The following is a 19,637-nucleotide window of genomic DNA, read 5'->3' as shown; positions in this document are numbered from 1 at the left end:
GACTTGATCGTTCAAGAGGCTCTGAATCTACCGGCAGGTAGCGCCGCTGTGAGCGATGGATCAGGTGATTCACGCCACGACCGACACCCTGGCATGCTCTGTCCGGTCACTCACCCTCACCGACTGTCACGGAACGGGATCCATGCCTGCGGAAGCCAGTAGCGCGAGCCCCGCCTCACCGCCTCTCACCGAGCGGCAGGAGGCCCGTCGCCGACGCATCCTGCACGCCAGTGCGCAGCTCGCCAGCCGGGGCGGTTTCGACGCCGTGCAGATGCGGGAGGTCGCGGAGTCCTCGCAGGTGGCGCTGGGCACGCTGTACCGCTACTTCCCGTCCAAGGTGCATCTGCTGGTGGCCACGATGCAGGACCAGCTGGAGCACATGCACGGCACGCTGCGGAAGAAGCCGCCGCAGGGGGAGACGGCGGCGGAGCGGGTCGCGGAGACCCTGATGCGCGCCTTCCGTGCCCTGCAGCGCGAACCCCACCTGGCCGACGCCATGGTCCGCGCCCTGACCTTCGCCGACCGCAGCGTCTCCCCCGAGGTCGACCAGGTCTCCCGGCAGACCACGGTGATCATCCTGGACGCGATGGGCCTGGAGAATCCGACGCCCGAGCAGCTCTCCGCCGTTCGGGTGATCGAGCACACCTGGCACTCGGCGCTGATCACCTGGCTGTCGGGCCGCGCCTCCATCGCCCAGGTGAAGATCGACATCGAGACGGTGTGCCGGTTGATCGACCTGACGAACCCGGAGGGGCGCGAGTAGGGCCTCGGGCCTCGTAGGGCACAGAAAGGACCTACGAGACGGGTTCCCTTCGCCGGTATGGTCCGGATCAGGTTCCGGGGGTCGCCTTCCGGCCTGACTGCTGCCTTCCGGCCTCTCAGCCCGGACCGTCGATGTCGGCCCCAGCGGAAACCGTCTGCTTCTCGCCAGAGTCGGCTACTCCGGTTCGGACTCCCTCACTCGTCCCGTAGGCCGACTTCCAGAATAGAACATCCGCCCGGAAATGAACCCCCCAAAACGGATTTTTCTGGAGTAATTACTTACTCCTCGGGCCACTCCTCCGGATTACTCCTCCGGCGGGAACACCGGCTCCCCGCTCCCCAGCAGCGTGATCACGATCGCCTCCACCGGGCAGCTCTCCGCCGCGGCCAGGATGCTCTCGTTCGCGTCGGTCTCCGGGTCGGCAGGATGGGACTGGCGGCCGGTGTCGAGGCGGAAGCCGTCGGGGGCGTGGTGGACGCACTGCGCCGAGCCGATGCACACCGACCGGTCGACCTCGACGTGCCAGCGGTCGCCCATCCCTACGCCTCCCAGCCGGCGGGCAGGTGGATCATCTTGTGCTCCAGATACTCGCCGAAGCCCTCGGGCCCGAACTCCCGCCCCAGACCGGAGTTCTTGTAGCCGCCGAACGGGCCCAGCATGTCCAGGCTGAAGGTGTTCACCGAGTACGTGCCGGTGCGGACCTGGCGGGCGATCTCGATGCCGTGCGCCGTGTCCGCCGTCCAGACGCTGCCGCTGAGGCCGTAGTCGGAGTCGTTCGCGATCTTCACGGCCTCGGACTCGTCGCCGTACGGGAGGAGGCAGATCACCGGGCCGAAGATCTCCTCGCGCGCGATCCGCATGGAGTTGTCGACGTCCCCGAAGAGGGTCGGCTCGACGTACCAGCCCTTCTCCAGGCCAGCCGGACGCCCGCCGCCGGTCAGGATCTTCGCGCCCTCCTCCTGGCCGATGCGGATGTAGTCGAGGTTCCTGCGCTGCTGCCGCTCCGCCACCAGCGGGCCCACCTGGGTCGCCGGGTCCAGCGGGTCGCCGACCACCAGGGCGCCGGCCGCGGCGGCGAAGGCCTCGGCGAACTCGTCGTAGCGGGAGCGCGGGAGCAGGATCCGGGTCTGGGCCACGCAGGCCTGGCCGTTGTTCATCCAGGCCGCCGGGACGACACCGGCGACGGTCGCCTCGACGTCCGCGTCCGGCAGGACGACGGCCGCCGACTTGCCGCCCAACTCCAGCGTCACGCGGGTGAGATTGCGGGCGGCGACCTCCATGACGCGCTTGCCCGCCGCCACCGACCCCGTGAAGGAGACCTTGTCGATCCTCGGGTGCCCGACCAGGTACTCGCTCACCTCGCGGTCCGCCGGGAGGATGGACAGCACGCCCTCCGGCAGCCCGGCGTCCCTCGCGATCTCGGCGAGGAGGTAGGCGTCGAGCGGGGACTCCGGCGACGGCTTGAGGACCACCGTGCACCCGGTGAGCAGCGCGGGCGCGAGCTTGGCGGCGGCGACGAACTGCGGGACGTTCCAGGGCGCTACGGCGGCCACCACCCCGACCGGCTCGCGCCGCACGAGGATCTTGCCCAGCACGCCGTCGCGCTGCTCCTCGTACGTGAAGTTCCGCGCGACCGTGATCGCCGCGTCCCACACCATCATCGCGCCGAGTGCCTGCGCGAGGACGCTCCAGGAGTACGGGGAGCCGTTCTCGGAGGAGATCACGCGGGCGATCTCCTCGTGCCGTACGGCGATTCCGTCCTTGATCCGTGAGACGACCTCGATCCGTTCGTCGAGGGTCATCCGCGGCCAGGGCCCCTCGTCGAACGCCTTCCGCGCCACCGCGACCGCCCGGTCGACGTCGGCCGGCGAGGCGTGCGGCACGCGTCCGACGACCTCTTCGGTGTGCGGCGAGATCACCTCGATGACGTCCCTGCCCAAGGGGTCGGTCAACTCCCCGCCGATGAACAGCTGTCCGTGTTCCACGAGCTCGGTCATGGCCGACCGCCTCCCCTGAGCGCGACTCTGACGATCCATCAGATACACGGAACTGATACCAGTTCCACCCGGAGGAGTCCACGGACCGCACACACCTCGCCTCTACGCTGGCCATGACGGGGAGGGGGCACGGGATGGCGGCGCGCGGGCGCGACTGGGCGGTGTTCGGCACGGCCATGGCGGTGGCCGTCGGCGGTGCCGTGTGGATGGCGTCGACGTGGGGCGACGTGAAGAACAGCAACGGAGTGTCCGTGCACCGGGAGACGAAGAGCCCGGAGGAGATCAGGGAGTACTGGACCCCGGAGCGCATACGGAACGCCGAACCCGAATGACCCGACAAGCAGGTGACTCGGGCTCCCATCGGAACCTGTTCTAGTTATAGTGACTCGGTCGGCCGGAACGTGTCGCGGCGATTGGGGTGCCCATGGCGCAGGTGTACGACCACGGCGGCGGCGTCCGGTCCATCCAGGTCCCCATCCCTGACAACCCACTCGGCCACACCCTCGTGTACGTCGTCGACACCGACCGGGGCCCGGTGCTCGTCGACACCGGCTGGGACGACCCGGCCTCCTGGGACACCCTCGCCGAGGGCCTCACGGCCTGCGGCACCGCGCCCGCCGAGGTCCACGGGGTCGTGATCACCCATCACCACCCCGACCACCACGGCCTGTCCGCCAAGGTGCGCGAGGCCTCCGGCGCCTGGATCGCGATGCACGCGGCGGACGCGGCGATCGTACGGCGCACCCGTGCGACCCACCCCGAGCGCTGGTTCTCCTACATGGCGGCCAAGCTCACCGCGGCCGGCGCCCCCGACGCCCATGTGTCCCCCCTGCGCACCGCCCGCCGCCCGAGCACCCTGCCCGGCTTCGCCCCCGCCCAGCCCGACCGCGAGATCGTCCCCGGCGAACTCCTCGACCTCCCCGGCCGCCGCCTGCGCGCGATCTGGACCCCGGGCCACACGCCCGGCCATGTCTGCCTGCACCTGGAGGAAGAGCACCCCGCACAACTCCCGGGCCACGGACGCCTGTTCTCCGGCGACCATCTGCTTCCCGGGATCACCCCGCACATCGGTCTGTACGAGGACCCCGAGGACACGACCGTCACCGACCCGCTCGGCGACTACCTCGCCTCCCTGGAACGCGTCGGCCGCCTGGCCCCCGCCGAGATCCTCCCGGCCCACCAGCACGCGTTCACCGACGCACCCGCCCGCGTACGGCAGTTGCTGCACCACCACGAGTCCCGCCTCACCGACCTCCTCACCCTCCTCGCCGAGCCCCTCACCCCCTGGCAACTCGCCGAGCGCATGGAGTGGAACCGCCCCTGGGACCAAATCCCGTACCCGTCACGGAACATCGCGATCGCGGAGGCGGAGGCCCATCTACGGCGGCTGGTGAAGCTGGGGCGGGCGGAGGCGGTGGCGGGGAGCGAGCCGGTGGCGTACGTGGCCGTATAAAGATCGTCATGAACGCCATGGATCCTTTGGACCGGTTGCTCGCCGAACGCGCCTGCGAGCGCATCATCATCGACTTCGTCCACCGCCTCGACCTGGGTGAACCGGCCTCCGTCGCCGAGCTGTTCACCGAGGACGGCAGCTGGGCCTGGCCGGAGGGCGAACGGTTGGTCAAGGGCCGGGACGCCCTCCGCCAGTACTTCGGCTCCCGCCCCGCCGACCGGCTCTCCCGCCGCCTGATGTCCAACGTCCTGGTCACGGCGACCTCCCCGGACACGGCGACGGCGACCTCGTACTTCACGACGTACCGAGTCGACGGCCACGAGGGCGGCCCGGTGCCGCCGGGACCTCCGGTCCAGGTGGGCTCCTACGAGGACGCGTTCCACAAGTCGCCGGACGGCACCTGGCTCCTGTCCGCCCGGGTCCTCCATCTGGCCTTCGCCGGACCGACCCCGCACCCGCCTAGGCCTTGAACGACCGGACCAACTCCGCCGCCTCGCCCAGCACTTCGACCTCCCGCCGATTCATCGTCGGATTCGCCGCACGGCGGCGCAGCGCCTCCGCGAGGCCGTTCCCTGTGAGGCCGGACGGGTCGGCGAGCAGACCGGCCAGGAGCGCGCGGGCGGGTTCGGCGAGTGCCTCGTCCCCAACGGCGACCTGCGCGAGGATCACCGCTGAGGAGGCCCAGTCGAGGCCGGGGTCGCCTTCCTCCGCGTTGTCCCAGTCGATCACGTAGGGGCCGTCGGGCGTGAGGACGACGTTGTCCGGATGCAGGTCGAGGTGCAGGACACGGCCGCCCTGCGCTCCGCGCGCGGGCACACCGTGCAGTTGCCGCAGCAGCCGGGCGAGGATGCCGCCCGCCTCGTCCGCGCCCATCGTCCCCTCGGTCAGCGCCCCCAGCATCGTCGGCCCCGACAGCCGCTGCATCACCAACTCGGTCCGCGAGGAGTCGGCGAGCCGCACCCGGGGCGCCGGATAGCCGTGCTCGCGCACGTGCGCCATCACCGCCCCCTTGGCGAGCGCGTCCCCGTACCCCTCCCGGTCCCGGCGCAGCACCCACGCCTCGTCGATCTCGTACACGTCGGCGGTACGCCCCGACCCGAGCAGTCTCCCCGTCACCTTCTCCACGCCCTGCTCCCCCATAGTCATGGCCTGGTCATGACCCGAAGCTACCGCCCGCACAGCCGGCCCTCAGCGTCAGAGTTACGGGCGGGTAGAGTGACGGCGTCGTCATCACACCCGTACAGGGGGAAGCCGGTGCAAATCCGGCGCTGACCCGCAACCGTGAACCGGTCGTCGAACGCCGGTGAGCCGGATCGCCCCGTACGGATTCGTGACCGGCTCACGTGCCCCGGCAACCGGCCGGTGCACGGCACCGTCGAGGTATACGGAGTCGAGCCGCCCGGGGTCCCCCCTGTGCTGCCCGGTTCCCCTTAGGGAAGGGCATCCGCCGATCATGTACGTCCGCCGCAGCGCCGCGGCCCTGGCCGCAGTCACCGTGATCGGCACGGCCGGTGCCACGCCCGCCATCGCCGTCGACCACACCCCGTCCGCGTCACCGTCCGTCGCGCTCCCCGCCGGGCTGTACGGCACCGGCGACCCGACGTACGACGGCGTCTGGCGCCAGTCCCTCGCGCTGATCGCGCAGAGCCGGGTGGGCATACAGCCCGCCGTCAAGGCGATCGACTGGCTGGCCGGGCAGCAGTGCGCCGACGGGGCGTTCGCGGCGTTCCGCGCCGACGCCGGCAAGGCGTGCGACGCGAAGACCATGGTCGACACCAACAGCACGGCCGCCGCCGTCCAGGGCCTGGCCGCGGTCGGCGGGCACGAGAAGGAGATCGGCAAGGCGGTCACCTGGCTGAAGTCCGTGCAGAACAAGGACGGCGGCTGGGGCTACACGCCCGGCGGGGCCAGCGACGCCAACTCGACGTCCGTCGTGATCGGCGCGCTCGACGCCGCCGGCGGCGACCCCGCCGAGGTCCGCAAGGACGGCAAGTCGCCCTCGGACGCCCTGGTGAAGCTCGCCCTGCCGTGCGCGGACGGCGGTGCCTTCGCCTACCAGCCGGACAAGAAGGGCAAGCTCGCGGCCAACGCGGACGCGACGGCGGCGGCGGTCGTCGGCACGCTGGGCACGGGCATGCTGTCGGTGAAGGCCGGCGAGAAGAAGGACGTCGCCTGCGCGGGCGCCGCCGACCTCACCGCGGAGCAGGCCGGTGCCAACGGTGCCGCTTACCTGGCGAAGGCGGTCGAGAAGGACGGCTATCTGAAGTCCGCCCTCGCCGGCGCCGAGGACCAGCCCGACTACGGCAACACGGCGGACGCGGTCGTCGCGCTCGCCGCCGAGGCCGGTGCGGCCGCGGCCCAGAAGCCCCTGGGCTGGCTGGAGAAGAACGCCGCGCAGTGGGCCGCCCAGAGCGGCCCCGCCGCCTACGCCCAGCTGATCCTCGCCGCCGAGGCGACGGGCACCGACCCGCGTGCCTTCGGCGGCACGGACCTGGTCAAGCAGCTCAACGCGCAGGGCCCGGCGCCGCGCACGGCGGAGTCGGAGTCGGCGAAGGCCTCGCAGGAGAAGCAGAACGAGAAGGACAACGACAAGGGCGTCAGCCTGTGGTGGATCATCGGCGTCGGCCTGGTCGGGGGCATCGGCATCGGCTTCCTGATCAGCGCCCGCAAGAAGAACCGGCAACCGTGATCCGCCGCGCCCTCGCTCTGCTCTGTGCCGCGCTGGTCGTCCTGACCGGCGCGGCCCAGGCCGCCCAGGCGACCGGCTACCGCTACTGGTCCTTCTGGGACCGCGACGGCGACACCTGGACCTACGCCACCCAGGGCCCCTCCACCGCCCGCCCGTCCGACGGCGACGTCCAGGGCTTCCGCTTCGCGGTGAGCGAGGACTCCAAGGACGCGGCCCGCCCGAGGGGTGCCGCCGTGTTCCAGGTGATCTGCGCGAGAACGCCCGCGCAGGACGGCAAGAAGCGGGTGGCGCTGGTCATCGACTTCGGTACGACGGCCGACGCCCCGTCCGGCGAGACGCCCCCGGCCCGCCGCACGGCCTGCGCCCGCGTCGCCGCCGACGCGACCACGGCAGAGGCCCTGGCCTCGGTGGCCAAGCCCCTGCGCTACGACACGAACGCCCTGTTGTGCGCGATCACCGGGTATCCGGAGTCGGGCTGCGGGGAGCAGGTGTCGGGCCCGAAGGAACCGAAGGCGGACGAACCGACGGCCACGCGGGAGACGGCCGCCGTGAAGGACGACGCGTCGGACGGCGGCCCGTCGCTGGGTCTCCTCGCGGGCGTCGCCGTAGTGGCCGTCCTGGGAGCCGCGGCGATCTGGCAGGCACGACGGCGGCGGGCGTGATGGCAGGGCCCCCGCTCCACCCCGGCGCCTGGTGGCTCTGGGCCCTGGCCCTGGGCACGGCGGCCACCCGCACCACCAACCCCCTCCTCCTCGCCCTCCTCATAGCGACCTCCGCCTACGTGGTGGCGACCTGCCGCCCCAACGCCCCCTGGGCCCGCTCCTACTCCGCCTTCGTCAAACTCGCCCTGGCCGTCCTCCTCATCCGCCTCGTCTTCGCGGTGGTCTTCGGCTCCCCCCTCCCCGGCACCCATGTGCTCGTCACCCTCCCCGAGGTCCCGCTCCCCGACTGGGCGCAGGGCATCCGCCTGGGCGGCAAGGTCACCGCCGAGACCCTGGTCAAGGCGTTCTACGAGGGCCTCAAACTGGCCACCCTCCTCATCTGCGTGGGCGCCGCGAACTCCCTGGCCAACCCCACCCGTCTCCTCAAGTCCCTCCCCGGTGCCCTGTACGAGATGGGCGTCGCGGTGGTCGTGGCCCTCACCTACGCCCCCAACCTCATCGCGGACGTCCAGCGGATGCGTGCCGCCCGCCGTCTGCGCGGCCGACCCGACACCGGCATCCGCGGCCTGCTGCACGTCGGACTCCCGGTCCTGGAGGGCGCGTTGGAGCGCTCGGTCGCCCTGGCCGCCGCGATGGACGCCCGCGGTTACGGCCGTACCGCCGACGTCCCGCCCCGAGTCCGCCGTACGACCAACGCGCTCACCCTCGGCGGCCTGCTCGGCGTCTGCGCGGGAACGTACGGACTGCTGACGGCGGAGGGCGGCACCTACGGACTGCCGGTCCTGCTCGCCGGACTCGCCGCCGCCCTGGCCGGCCTGCGCCTGGGCGGTCGCCGCACCCCGCGCACCCGCTACCGCCCCGACCGCTGGGACGCCCGCGCCTGGCTGGTCACCGGTTCCGGCGCGGCGGTCGCCGCCCTGCTGACCCTCGCCGCGACCCGCGACCCGGCGGCCCTGCACCCCGGTGTGATCCCCCTCGTCGCCCCCACCCTCCCCCTGTGGCCGGCGGCGGCCGTCCTCCTGGGCCTGCTCCCCGCCTTCATCAGCCCCGCACCCCGCAGTCCCACACCCCGCAGTCCCGCCCCCAAGGAGCCGTCGTGATCCGCTTCGAGAACGTCTCCGTGACGTACGACGGCGCCACCGAACCCACCGTCCAGGGCGTGGACTTCGAGGTCCCGGAAGGCGAGCTGGTCCTCCTCGTCGGCCCGTCGGGCGTCGGCAAGTCCACGATCCTGGGCGCGGTGAGCGGCCTCGTCCCGCACTTCACCGGCGGCACCCTGCGCGGCCGCGTCACGGTGGCCGGCCGCGACACCCGCACCCACAAGCCGCGCGAACTCGCCGACGTGGTGGGCACGGTCGGCCAGGACCCCCTCTCCCACTTCGTCACCGACACCGTCGAGGACGAACTCGCGTACGGCATGGAGTCGTTGGGCATCGCCCCCGACGTGATGCGCCGCCGCGTCGAGGAGACCCTCGACCTCCTCGGCCTCACCGACCTCCGCGACCGCCCCATCTCCACCCTCTCCGGCGGCCAGCAGCAGCGCGTCGCGATCGGCTCGGTCCTCACCCCTCACCCCAGCGTCCTGATCCTCGACGAACCGACCTCGGCCCTGGACCCGGCCGCCGCGGAAGAGGTCCTGGCGGTCCTCCAACGCCTGGTCCACGACCTGGGCACGACAGTCCTGATGGCCGAACACCGTCTGGAGCGGGTCATCCAGTACGCCGACCAGATCGCCCTCCTGCCGTCCCCAGGAGTGCCCCCGATCCTCGGCACTCCGGCGGAGGTGATGGCCGTATCCCCGGTGCACCCGCCGGTGGTGGCCCTGGGCCGCATGGCTGGCTGGTCCCCACTGCCACTGACGGTGCGAGACGCACGGCGCAGGGCTGCGCCCCTACGGCAACAACTTGAGGAACGGGACAACATCGCCCTTCAGGGGCGCGGGGAACTGCGCGACCAGCCACAACGAACCCGCACCCGCCCCCCATCCACACCCCCCGAGCTGGTAGGCGCACGCGCCCTCACCGTCACCCGCCGAAACCACATCCGCGCCCTCCACCGCATAGACCTCACCGTCACCCCCGGCGAAACCATCGCCCTCATGGGCCGCAACGGCGCCGGAAAGTCCACCCTCCTCAACACCCTGGTCGGCCTGCTCAAACCCTCCTCCGGCGAGGTCACCGTCGGCGGAGCCGTACCCCACCGCACCCCACCCCGCGACCTGATCCGCCACGTAGGCCTAGTCCCTCAGGAACCCCGAGACCTCCTCTACGCCGACACGGTCGCCGGCGAGTGCACGGCCGCCGACGCCGACGCGGGCGCAGCCCCCGGCACCTGCCGCGCCCTGGTCTCCGAGCTCCTCCCGGACATCCCCGACGACACCCACCCCCGCGACCTCTCCGAGGGCCAGCGCCTGACGCTCGCGCTGGCCGTGGTCCTGACCGCCCGCCCGCCCCTCCTGCTCCTGGACGAACCGACCCGCGGCCTCGACTACGCGGCGAAGTCCCGCCTGCTCACGGTCCTGCGCGGACTGGCCGCGGAAGGACACGCCATCGTCCTGGCCACGCACGACGTGGAGCTGGCCGCGGAACTGGCCCACCGGGTCGTGCTGCTCGCCGACGGCGAGGTGATCGCGGACGGCCCGGCGGCGGACGTAGTGGTCGCCTCACCGTCCTTCGCCCCGCAGGTGGCGAAGATCCTGGCCCCGCAGAAGTGGCTCACGGTCACCGAGGTGCGGGAGGCCCTGGCATGACCGACCACGCCACGCGACCGGCCCGAGCCACCCGCCAGGCCCGAGTCATCCACCTGGGCCCCCGCTCCATCGCCGCCCTCGCCCTGGTCAGCGCGGTCGGCCTGGCCGCCCTGTGCTGGCCCTTCTTCGCGCCGCCCGAGTCGGCGGTGGTCGCCCACAGCCAGGACGCCCCCTGGTTCTTCGCCTGCCTGCTGGTGCTGCTGGTCGCGGTCGTCGCGGCGACGATCTCCGAGTCGGGTCTCGGGCCGAAGGCGGTCGCGATGCTCGGTGTGCTGAGCGCGACGGGGGCCGCCCTGCGCCCGATCGGCGCCGGCACCGCCGGTCTGGAACCGATGTTCTTCCTCATGGTCCTGAGCGGCCGCGTCCTCGGCCCCGGCTTCGGTTTCGTGCTCGGCTCGGTCACGATGTTCGCGTCGGCGCTGCTCACGGGCGGGGTCGGTCCTTGGATGCCGTTCCAGATGCTGGCGATGGGCTGGTTCACCATGGGGGCCGGGCTGCTACCGGGCCGGGACCGGCTGCGCGGGCGGGGGGAGATCCTGCTCCTGTGCGCGTACGGCATCCCGGCCGCTCTCGCCTACGGCACCGCCACGAATCTGGCGGGCTGGCCCTTCATGGACGAGGTGGCCTCGCACCTAGCCTTCGACGCGGATTCCCCGGTGGCCGCCAACCTGGCCCGCTTCCTCGCGTTCTGCCTGGCCACCTCTCTGGGCTGGGACCTGGGCCGGGCGGTCACGACCGTCGTCCTGACCCTGATCCTCGGCCCGGTGATCCTCAGGGCCCTGCGCCGCGCCACCCGTCGCGCCGCCTTCGAGAGCCCGGTCACATTCGACGCTCCCGCAGGGTGAGACAGCATCAGCGGACGGTTACGTACCCGGTGAAGCACCCCACATGACCCACATCACCTACGATCCTCCTTAGTCGGACAAAGCGGACGCCATGCGCATGCCAATTCGGCCGCTGACCTGCACATTGAGAGCCAGATCACACAAACGACCTTCCTCCCACATACGACCACAACTAGCAAAAGGGCTCATTGCGGACCCCCTCCCGGCCTGCTTGTCTGGATGACGTCGCACGGCGCCGACGTGCCCACCTGGGCCGCGGCGCCGCGGCATGCCACCGCCTCGCATCGCGTGGTTCCGGCATGTCTGCGACGGACTGTCCCCGACGAAAGGCTCACCGTGTCCGCTGTTTCTCTCCTCCGCCGCATCGCCGCCCCGAAGAAGGCCATCGCCGGTGCCGCTCTGGCCGCCGCCACGGCCGGCACGCTGTTCGCCGCCGCCCCCGCGCAGGCCGCGACCTCGACCTCTTCGGCGCAGGCGATCGCGAAGAAGATGATCTCGGACTCGGCCCAGTACCAGTGCTTCTCGAACATCGTCGACCACGAGAGCGACTGGAACCCCAACGCCACCAACGCCTCGTCCGGCGCCTACGGCCTCGTCCAGGCCCTCCCGGGCAACAAGATGGCCTCCGCCGGTTCCGACTGGAAGACCAACCCGGCCACCCAGATCGAGTGGGGCCTGGACTACATGAACGAGCGCTACGGCAGCCCGTGTGGCGCCTGGGACTTCTGGCAGGCCAACAACTGGTACTGAGCCACCGGCACTGAGCCACTGGCACTGAGCCGACCTCGCCAGACAGAACCGAAGGCGGCGGCCCCCGATCCCCGGGGCCGCCGCCTTCGCCGTGTCCGGCCGTCTAGGGGGGAGGCAGGGGCGGGGCGTAGGGACAGGGGGTGCTCCTGCCTCCCTCGGGACGGGTCAGCCGGCGCTGACCTGCAGTTCCTTCACGCCGTTGATCCACGCGGAGCGCAGGCGGCGTGGGTCGCCGGCCAGCCGCAGGTCGGGCAGGGCGTCGGCCACCGCGTTGAAGATGAGGTCGATCTCCAGGACCGCCAGGGACTTGCCCAGGCAGTAGTGCGGGCCGCCTCCGCCGAAGCCGAGGTGGGGGTTGGGGTCGCGGGTGATGTCGAAGGCGTCGGGGTTCTCGAAGACCTCGGGGTCGTGGTTGGCGGAGGCGTAGAAGATGCCGACCCGGTCGCCCTTCTTGATCTGCTTGCCGCCCAGCTCCGTGTCCTGTGTCGCCGTGCGCTGGAAGGACACCACCGGGGTCGCCCAGCGGACGATCTCCTCGGCCGCCGTCGCGGGCCGCTCCCTCTTGTACAGCTCCCACTGCTCGGGGTGGGTGAGGAAGGCGTGCATGCCGTGGGTGATGGCGTTGCGGGTGGTCTCGTTGCCGGCGACGGCCAGCATCAGCACGAAGAACCCGAACTCGTCGGAGCGGAGATTCCCCTCGTCCTCCGCCGCGACCAGCGTCGTGACGATGTCCTTCGCGGGACATTCCTTCCGATCCGCCGCCATGTTCATCGCGTAGGAGATGAGCTCGGTGGCCGACTCCTGGCCGACCTCCTCGGTGATGGCGTACTCGGGATCGTCGTACGAGATCATCTTGTTGGACCAGTCGAAGATCTTGGCCCGGTCGTCCTGCGGGATGCCGATCAGCTCGGCGATGGCCTGGAGGGGCAGTTCGCAGGCGACCTCGGTGACGAAGTCGAAGGGGCCGGGGTGTTCGCGGGCGTTCGCGGCGATGTTCAGCGCCCGATTCCGCAGGCGTTCCTCCAGGGCGCGGATGGCGCGCGGCGTGAACACGCGCTGGACGATCTGGCGGACCCGGGTGTGTTCGGGCGGGTCCATGTTCAGCAGGATCAGCCGCTGCGCGTCGATCGCGTCGCGCTCGATGTGCTCGTTGAAGCGGATGATCGCGGTGTTGAGGGTGGACGAGTACAACTCCGGGTGCGTCGACACGTACTTGACGTCCGCGTGCCGGGTCACCGCCCAGTAGCCCTCGTCCTGGAACCCGGCCACGTTGCCCGACTGGGGGATCCAGCGGACCGGTTCGGCCCGGCGCAGCTCGGCGAACTCCGGGAGGGGTACGCGGTGGTGCAGCACATCGGGGTCGGTGAAGTCGAACCCGTCGGGAAGCGCGGGACAGGGCATGGGCAGCTCCTGACGGTCCATCAGCTACGGGATTTGCAGTGACGGTAGTAACGGGTTCTACAACAGGCAATAGCCATGGAGTCCCCAATTGCCTGCACAGGCCTTGCGGCCACTGAACGTTCGTCAGCAAACTGCATACAGAACTAGAACGCGTACTAGTTCCGCAGACCTCGGAGAGGACCCGCACCCATGGCTGCCGAACCCGTGATCGTCGAAGCCGTACGCACCCCGATCGGCAAGCGCGGCGGCGCGCTCGCCAACCTCCACCCCGCCTACCTCCTGGGCGAGACCTACCGCGAACTCCTGGGCCGCACCGGCATCCCCGCCGACTGCGTCGAGCAGATCGTCGGCGGCACGGTGACCCACGCCGGCGAGCAGTCCATGAACCCCGCGCGCACGGCCTGGCTCACCATGGGCCTGCCGTACGAGACGGCCGCGACGACCGTCGACTGCCAGTGCGGCTCCTCGCAGCAGGCCTCGCACATGACCGCCAACATGGTCGCGGCCGGCGTCATCGACGTCGGGATCAGCTGTGGCGTCGAGGCGATGTCCCGGGTGCCGCTGGGATCGGGGTCCAAGCACGGGCCCGGGAAGCCGTTCCCGGACGAATGGAACGTCGACCTGCCCAATCAGTTCGAGGCGGCCGAGCGCATCGCCCGCCATCGTGGGCTGACGCGGGAGAACGTCGACTCACTCGGCCTGCTTTCGCAGGAACGGGCCGCCGCCGCCTGGGCCGAGGAACGGTTCAAGCGGGAGACGTTCGCCGTCCAGGTCCCGACGACCGAGGAGGAGCAGCGCGCCGGGCAGGGCATGTGGCGGCTCGTCGACAAGGACGAGGGGCTGCGCGACACGTCCATGGAGGCGCTGGCGGGGCTGAAGCCCGTCATGCCGACGGCCGTTCATACGGCGGGCAACTCGTCGCAGATCAGCGACGGGGCGGCGGCGATCATGTGGGCGTCGAAGCGGATGGCGCGGGCGCTGAAGCTGCGGCCGCGGGCGCGGATCGTCGCGCAGGCGCTGGTGGGGGCCGACCCGCACTTCCACCTGGACGGGCCGATCGACGCGACGAAGGCGGTGCTGGGGAAGGCCGGGATGTCGCTGAAGGACATCGACCTCGTCGAGATCAACGAGGCGTTCGCGTCCGTGGTGTTGAGCTGGGCGCAGGTCTTCGAGCAGGACCTGGAGAAGGTGAATGTGAACGGCGGCGGGATCGCGCTCGGGCACCCGGTGGGGGCCACCGGGGCCCGGCTGATCACGACCGCTCTTCATGAACTGGAGCGGGCGGACAAGGAGTTCGCGCTGGTGACGATGTGTGCGGGGGGCGGGTTGGCCACCGGCACGATCATTCAGCGGCTTTGACTTGCTCCTCGGGCTGAAGCCCGAGGATTCTGGCCTTCTCGATCGTCCCTGTGCCGCTACGCGGCACAGGGTTTGGTCGGGAATCCGAGGCTTCCTGTTTCGTCGCGCTGTGCCAGAACGGATTCTGGTCTTACCGGCGCTCCACAGGCTGATGCCGCCAGTCCGGCGGCCCTTTTGATGTTGATCGCGGCGTTGTGGTCCCGGTCGTGGACCGTCCCGCAGGCGGTGCAGATCCACTCGCGGACATCGAGGGGTTTGGGGCCGTCCTTGGCCCCACAGGCCGAGCAGACCTGGCTGGTCGGCTCGAACCGACCGGCCTTGACCAGGGTGCGGCCGTACCGGGCGGCCTTGTATTCCAGCATGGTGACGAACGCCGACCAGCCCACGTCGTGCACGCTCTTGGCCAGCCTCGTGCGCGCGAGCCGGTCCCGGTCCTCTTCGACCGGCGCGAGTTCATGCTCCATCTCTTCTACAAGCTGTGCGACCTCGTGATCAGGGAAGGTCTGGACACGGCACAGGAGGCCGAGCGGCACAAGCGCTCGATCCGGTACCTGCAGACCCAGTCGGACGAGGCGGCTCTCAGCGCCGGATGGCGAAGCTGGAATCTGTCGGCGAAGAGGGCGACGGCGCTCGCCGAGCAGCCGCAGACCTATCCCGAGATCGTGGACGCCCTGAAGGGGTTCCTCAGCCGGACCGCCCTGGAGCTGCGCGGGAAGAAGCCGGCCCGGCGCCTGGTGATCGGCATCGACGAACTCGACCGCATCGAGCCGGCCGCCGCCGCACGCACCTTCCTGAACGAGCTCAAGGCCGTGTTCGACGTACCCAACTGCCTGTTCGTGCTGTCGGTCTCCGACGAGGCGCTGCGGGACGCCGAGTTGGCGCCGGTCGGCCGACGGGACGCCTTCGACAGCGCGATCGACGAGGTCGTCCGGGTCGAGCCCCTCGATCAGAAGAGAGCCGAGCTCCTGCTGGGCCGCCGCGTGACGAGGCTGCCGGTGCCCTTCGCGGCCCTGTTCTACTGCCTGTCCGGCGGCATGCCGCGCGACCTCCTGCGGACGGCCCGCGCGGCCATCGCGTACGTGACGCCGGACCAGTCCCGCTCACTCACCGAGATGGCCGTCTGGCTGGTGACCCGCGAGGTCGACCGCATCGCCAACGCCGCCGGCGGCCCGGAGGAGCATGCCGAGCTCGCGCAGCTCTTCCGCCGGGACGTGGTCGCCGACGACCGACTCGGCGAACTGGGAGACCTGATCCACCAGGAGGCCGGAACGACCGGTGACCGTGCCCGGATGGGCGCGACGCTGGCCAACCGCGCCTACCACCTGGACACGGTGCAGAAGATCTTCACGGACGCTCTCACCCCGGAACGCTTCACCGAGGTGTCCGATCGCCTCGACCCCGGCTCCTTCTCCGCCCTCGCCAGAGCCCAGCGCGAGATCGGCACGGCCGACACGCTGGCCCGGTCCACGCTCCAACGCGCGAGAACGGCTTGGTCGTTGTCCGCCCTGCCGTCCATCCCCCCTGTCTAAAGTGAGGAGACGTACGAGACTCGGGGGAACGGGGCGATGGCGCGAATCGTCGGTGTGCACGGCGTGGGCAAGCAACGGCTGGGCGGCAACACCCTGCTGAAGGACTGGGAGCCGGCACTCGCCGACGGCCTCGACCGGGCGGGAAGCCCGCCGCTCGGTCCGGGTGATTTCCGGGTGGCCTTCTACGGCGACCTGTTCCGACCCCCGGGCCACACCCTCGCCGTCGGAGACCCGATGTTCAGGCCGGACGACGTCGACGAGGGCTTCGAGACCGAACTGCTGCTGGAGTGGTGGGCGGAGTGCGCCCGCACCGATCCCGCCGTGCCGCCGCCCGGCGCGACGGACACGCTGGCACGTTCGCCGAGGGCGGTGCAGACGGCGCTGCGGGTGCTCCAGCACTCCCGCTTCTTCGCCGATGTGTCCCTGCGGGCCCTGGTCTTCGATCTGAAGCAGGTGCGGCGCTATCTGACGGACGACAGCCTGCGGGCGGCGGCCCGCGCCCGCGTGGAGGAGGCGATCGGGCCCGACACCCGGGTAGTCGTCGCGCACTCGCTGGGCTCGGTCGTGGCATACGAGGCGCTGTGCGCGCGGCCCGACCACCAGGTGCGGGCGCTGGTGACGCTGGGCTCGCCGCTGGGGATGCGGATGGTGCTCGACCGGCTCCGGCCCGAACCGGGCGGCTGGCCGGGCACGTCGGCGTGGACGAACGTGGTCGACGAGGGCGATGTGGTGGCGGCGGTGAAGGACCTGTCCCTGTTCTTCGGTACGGGGGTGGCCGGGAAGGTCGTCCACAACGGCTCGCACGCCCACGACGCCACCCTCTACCTCACGGCGAAGGAGACCGGCGAGGCGGTGGCGGAGGGGCTGACGTGAGCGGGAGCGACCCACGGCGGTTCCTGATCGCGACCGCCGTCAGCCATTACCCCCACGCACCGGAGTGGGACCGTCCGGGCCTGGTCGAGGCGCGCCGCGGGATGGTGGAGCTGTTCACGGGCAGGCTCGGGTACGAGCACGTCTCCGACCTGGGCGCGAACCCGACACAGGGTCAACTGCTCCGCGAGCTGAGGGAGTTCTGCCGCTCACCGGAACGGCGCCCCGACGACATCCTGGCGGTCTACATCGCCGGGCACGGCGAACTCCTCGACAACGACGAGTACGTACTCCTCACCTCGGACACCAACCCCGACGACCTGTACGACGCCCTGCAGCCCAGCACCCTGGCCCGGAAGATCCTCGCCGGGACGAAGGTACGGCGGCTGCTGCTGATGCTGGACACCTGCTTCTCGGGGCAGGGCGGCAATGAACTGCTGTCCACCATGGCCAAGTTGAAGAACAACTGGCGTGAGAAGGACACGGCACTCGCGGTCATCACGTCCGCGCAGCCGAACGAGCTGGCCCAGACGGGCGCCTTCCCCGAGTTGCTGACGGAGGCGGTGACCAGCCTGGCCACGGCCGGGTACACACCCCCGCTGCTGTCTCTCGGTGCGGTCGTCGAAGCCACCCGCAACAACCCCAAACGCCCCGACTTCCAGCACATCGGCTGGGAGATCATCGGCCTCACCGGCGAGATCCCGCCCTTCCTCCCCAACGCCAAGCACAGCAACGAGCTGTCCCACACCGACATGGCCCTTCAACGGGCGGCGGAGTGGGACGAGCAGGACAAGCGGCGGGACGTGGAGTTCCGGACGCGCTTGCTGCGGCGAGCGATGGGGCACCGGGACGAGGATCGGGTGGGGTGGTGGTTCTCGGGGCGGCATCGGGCGTTGCGGGACATCACCGCGTGGCTCGGTGAACTGCCCGACGATCGGCCCGCGTTGGTGGTCACGGGCGACCCCGGATCGGGCAAGACGGCGGTGCTGGGACTGCTGGCCGCGGTGAGCGACCCGGAGTACCGGCGGACGGTGCCGTTGTGGAGCCTGGGGCTGAGCGCGGAACTGCTGCCGCCCGCGCAGGCGATCCGTACGGCGGTGTACGCCCAGAACCTCACCGACCAGCAGGTGGTACGGGCACTGGCGGCGGCGCTGCGGCTGCCGCCGGTGGAGACGGTGGCGGACCTGCTGAACCACCTCAACACCGGGGCTGAGCCGGACCGGCCCCGGGTGATCCTGATCGACGGTCTGGACGAGGCGGTGACGCCCTCCGCGCTGTGCGGCCAGGTGTTGCGCCCGCTGATGGAACTGGCCGGCGGTCGCCTGAGGTTGCTGCTGGGCACCCGGCCCCATCTCCTGGCCCCGCTGGGCCTGGAGCGGGACGACCATGTCGACCTCGACTCCCCTCGATACGCCGATCCGCAGGCCGTACTGGCCTACGCCGTCCGCAACTTGATCGACGCGCACCCCGAGTCGCCGTACCTGGAATGCGAGAACGATCTACGGCTGGGGGTCGCTCGGGCGGTCGCCTCAGCAGCGGGCCACTCCTTCCTCGTCGCCCGCATCACCGCCGGCACGCTCGCCGCGACACCCGCGCTGCCCGACCCCGGGGACCCCGTCTGGCGCAGGTCACTCCCGAGCGCCGCCGCCGACGCCATGCACCGCGACCTGCACCAGCGCTTCGGCGACGGAGGCGACGGCGCCGAGCGCATCCTCGACCTGCTGCGGCCGTTGGCGTACGCCGAGGGGCAGGGGTTGCCGTGGGAGGACATCTGGGCGCCGCTCGCCTCGGAGTTGTCGGGGCGGCGGTACACCAATGAGGATCTGAACCGGTTGCGGCGGGACGCGGGCGCGTATGTGGTGGAGGCCGTCGAGGACGGGCGGTCGGTGTATCGGCTGTACCACGAGGCGATGGCCGAGTATCTGCGGATGGGGAGGGACTCCGGGGCGGCGCACCGTGCCTTCACCATCGGGCTGCGGCGGACCGTGCCGTATCGGATCGACGGGTCGCCTGACTGGGGGCGGGCGCATCCCTATGCGCTGCGGCATCTTGCGGTTCATGCCGATCATGCGGGGCTGCTGGACGGACTGGTCACCGAGCCCGAGTACCTCGTGCACGCCGACGCGGACACGCTGGTGCTGCTCCTGCTGAAGGTCCAGAGCGACGCCGCTCGGTTGCACGCCGCCGTGTATCGGGCGTCCATCCAGGCCCATCGCCACCTTGACGCCGTTGGCCGTCGCGGGATCCTCGCCCTCGACGCCGCTCGCTACAACGAACCGTCCCTGGTGAAGGCGTTCGGCAGCGGGGTGGCCGAGCGGACGTGGAGGCCGGTCGCCGCATCCGGTTCGCTGCTGGCCGGCAATCTGCTCAACGCCTTCACGGGCCCGGCCAAGGGGGTTGTGGCGGCGGCCTGCACGGTCGTCGACGGCCGCGAAGTCGTCGTCACCGGGACGGTGGACATGAGCCTCCGGGCCTGGGATCTGGCCACCGGCCAACCCCTTGGGAGGCCCATGACCGGCCACACCAAGAGGGTGGACGCGGTGGCGTGCACGACACTGAACGGCCGCCCG

The 19,637-nt window shown here is 71.0% G+C and carries 18 protein-coding genes, 1 pseudogene and 2 riboswitches; of the genes and pseudogenes, 14 read left to right on the top strand and 5 right to left on the bottom strand.

All coding sequences use genetic code 11. From position 1 onward, the window contains the following. Positions 1 to 142 precede the first annotated feature (142 nt). Positions 143 to 763 carry a TetR family transcriptional regulator gene (locus tag BLU79_RS23970; RefSeq protein WP_093907929.1) on the top strand — a complete coding sequence of 207 codons (621 nt, stop codon included), beginning with the start codon at positions 143 to 145 and terminating at the stop codon, positions 761 to 763. A 27-nt stretch (positions 764 to 790) separates the two neighbouring features. Then, positions 791 to 969, bottom strand: a riboswitch (TPP riboswitch). 97 nt (positions 970 to 1,066) lie between these two features. On the opposite strand, the gene BLU79_RS23965 is transcribed toward BLU79_RS23970, so the two are convergent. Beyond that, positions 1,067 to 1,300, bottom strand: a complete 234-nt coding sequence (locus BLU79_RS23965) for a ferredoxin (protein ID WP_093907928.1) — start codon at positions 1,298 to 1,300, stop codon at positions 1,067 to 1,069. Positions 1,301 to 1,302: 2 nt separating this feature from the next. Continuing rightward, positions 1,303 to 2,760: an aldehyde dehydrogenase gene (locus BLU79_RS23960; RefSeq protein WP_093907927.1), complete on the bottom strand. Its 1,458-nt coding sequence runs from the start codon at positions 2,758 to 2,760 to the stop codon at positions 1,303 to 1,305. 134 nt (positions 2,761 to 2,894) lie between these two features. Between BLU79_RS23960 and BLU79_RS23955 the strand changes: the two genes are divergently transcribed. The 3 genes from BLU79_RS23955 (at position 2,895) to BLU79_RS23945 (ending at position 4,683) form a co-directional block, all read left to right on the top strand. Next, positions 2,895 to 3,092, top strand: a complete 198-nt coding sequence (locus tag BLU79_RS23955) for a hypothetical protein (RefSeq protein ID WP_093907926.1) — start codon at positions 2,895 to 2,897, stop codon at positions 3,090 to 3,092. A gap of 92 nt (positions 3,093 to 3,184) precedes the next feature. Beyond that, entirely contained in the window at positions 3,185 to 4,213 is a 1,029-nt protein-coding gene (locus tag BLU79_RS23950) for an MBL fold metallo-hydrolase (protein WP_093907925.1), read from the top strand. A 17-nt stretch (positions 4,214 to 4,230) separates the two neighbouring features. Further along, complete coding sequence (locus BLU79_RS23945; protein WP_093907924.1) at positions 4,231 to 4,683, top strand: nuclear transport factor 2 family protein; 453 nt, start codon at positions 4,231 to 4,233, stop codon at positions 4,681 to 4,683. Here BLU79_RS23945 and BLU79_RS23940 read toward each other — a convergent pair. Continuing rightward, positions 4,673 to 5,359 (bottom strand): phosphotransferase, encoded by a 687-nt coding sequence (locus tag BLU79_RS23940; protein ID WP_256333441.1) that lies wholly within the window; start codon positions 5,357 to 5,359, stop codon positions 4,673 to 4,675. The genes BLU79_RS23945 and BLU79_RS23940 overlap by 11 nt on opposite strands. 51 nt (positions 5,360 to 5,410) lie before the next feature. Next, positions 5,411 to 5,553, top strand: a riboswitch (cobalamin riboswitch). Positions 5,554 to 5,666: 113 nt separating this feature from the next. On the opposite strand from BLU79_RS23940, the gene BLU79_RS23935 reads away from it, so the two are divergent. The 6 genes from BLU79_RS23935 to BLU79_RS23910 all read left to right on the top strand — a co-directional run bounded on the left by BLU79_RS23935 (position 5,667) and on the right by BLU79_RS23910 (position 11,908). Beyond that, complete coding sequence (locus BLU79_RS23935) at positions 5,667 to 6,902, top strand: prenyltransferase/squalene oxidase repeat-containing protein (RefSeq protein WP_093907922.1); 1,236 nt, start codon at positions 5,667 to 5,669, stop codon at positions 6,900 to 6,902. Further along, positions 6,899 to 7,564, top strand: a complete 666-nt coding sequence (locus BLU79_RS23930; RefSeq protein WP_093907921.1) for an SCO2322 family protein — start codon at positions 6,899 to 6,901, stop codon at positions 7,562 to 7,564. The genes BLU79_RS23935 and BLU79_RS23930 overlap by 4 nt, the downstream gene beginning before the upstream one ends. Then, the gene (locus tag BLU79_RS23925) at positions 7,564 to 8,664 is read left to right on the top strand and encodes an energy-coupling factor transporter transmembrane component T (protein WP_093907920.1); all 1,101 of its coding nucleotides are present in this window, start codon (positions 7,564 to 7,566) and stop codon (positions 8,662 to 8,664) included. Before BLU79_RS23930 ends, BLU79_RS23925 begins: the two co-directional genes overlap by 1 nt. After that, complete coding sequence (locus tag BLU79_RS23920) at positions 8,661 to 10,313, top strand: ABC transporter ATP-binding protein (RefSeq protein ID WP_093907919.1); 1,653 nt, start codon at positions 8,661 to 8,663, stop codon at positions 10,311 to 10,313. The genes BLU79_RS23925 and BLU79_RS23920 overlap by 4 nt, the downstream gene beginning before the upstream one ends. After that, complete coding sequence (locus tag BLU79_RS23915; RefSeq protein WP_093907918.1) at positions 10,310 to 11,158, top strand: ECF transporter S component; 849 nt, start codon at positions 10,310 to 10,312, stop codon at positions 11,156 to 11,158. Before BLU79_RS23920 ends, BLU79_RS23915 begins: the two co-directional genes overlap by 4 nt. Before the next feature lie 336 nt (positions 11,159 to 11,494). Beyond that, positions 11,495 to 11,908: an aggregation-promoting factor C-terminal-like domain-containing protein gene (locus BLU79_RS23910; protein ID WP_177001154.1), complete on the top strand. Its 414-nt coding sequence runs from the start codon at positions 11,495 to 11,497 to the stop codon at positions 11,906 to 11,908. A gap of 165 nt (positions 11,909 to 12,073) precedes the next feature. Here the strand turns inward: BLU79_RS23910 and BLU79_RS23905 are convergent, their stop codons facing one another. After that, a complete protein-coding gene (locus BLU79_RS23905) occupies positions 12,074 to 13,309 on the bottom strand; it encodes a cytochrome P450 (protein WP_093907916.1) in 1,236 nt (411 codons plus the stop codon). Between the two features lie 189 nt (positions 13,310 to 13,498). On the opposite strand from BLU79_RS23905, the gene BLU79_RS23900 reads away from it, so the two are divergent. Continuing rightward, the gene (locus tag BLU79_RS23900; RefSeq protein ID WP_093907915.1) at positions 13,499 to 14,668 is read left to right on the top strand and encodes a steroid 3-ketoacyl-CoA thiolase; all 1,170 of its coding nucleotides are present in this window, start codon (positions 13,499 to 13,501) and stop codon (positions 14,666 to 14,668) included. 56 nt (positions 14,669 to 14,724) lie between these two features. On the opposite strand, the pseudogene BLU79_RS23895 reads toward BLU79_RS23900, so the two are convergent. Then, positions 14,725 to 15,090, bottom strand: a pseudogene (locus BLU79_RS23895) (zinc ribbon domain-containing protein); the annotation flags it as partial. A gap of 33 nt (positions 15,091 to 15,123) precedes the next feature. Between BLU79_RS23895 and BLU79_RS23890 the strand changes: the two are divergent. From BLU79_RS23890 to BLU79_RS23880, 3 genes are all read left to right on the top strand, one after another. Then, on the top strand, positions 15,124 to 16,197 hold the full coding sequence (locus BLU79_RS23890) for a P-loop NTPase fold protein (RefSeq protein ID WP_093907914.1): 1,074 nt from the start codon (positions 15,124 to 15,126) through the stop codon (positions 16,195 to 16,197). 36 nt (positions 16,198 to 16,233) lie between these two features. Beyond that, the gene (locus tag BLU79_RS23885) at positions 16,234 to 17,070 is read left to right on the top strand and encodes a hypothetical protein (RefSeq protein WP_093907913.1); all 837 of its coding nucleotides are present in this window, start codon (positions 16,234 to 16,236) and stop codon (positions 17,068 to 17,070) included. Further along, the coding region (locus BLU79_RS23880; RefSeq protein ID WP_177001153.1) for an AAA family ATPase at positions 17,067 to 19,637 on the top strand (2,571 nt) is incomplete at its 3' end. The genes BLU79_RS23885 and BLU79_RS23880, both read left to right, overlap by 4 nt.

Origin of the sequence: Streptomyces sp. cf386, from assembly GCF_900103585.1 — a bacterium.
In the GTDB taxonomy this organism is placed as follows: domain Bacteria; phylum Actinomycetota; class Actinomycetes; order Streptomycetales; family Streptomycetaceae; genus Streptomyces.
This window is presented reverse-complemented; position numbering and strand designations above follow the sequence as displayed.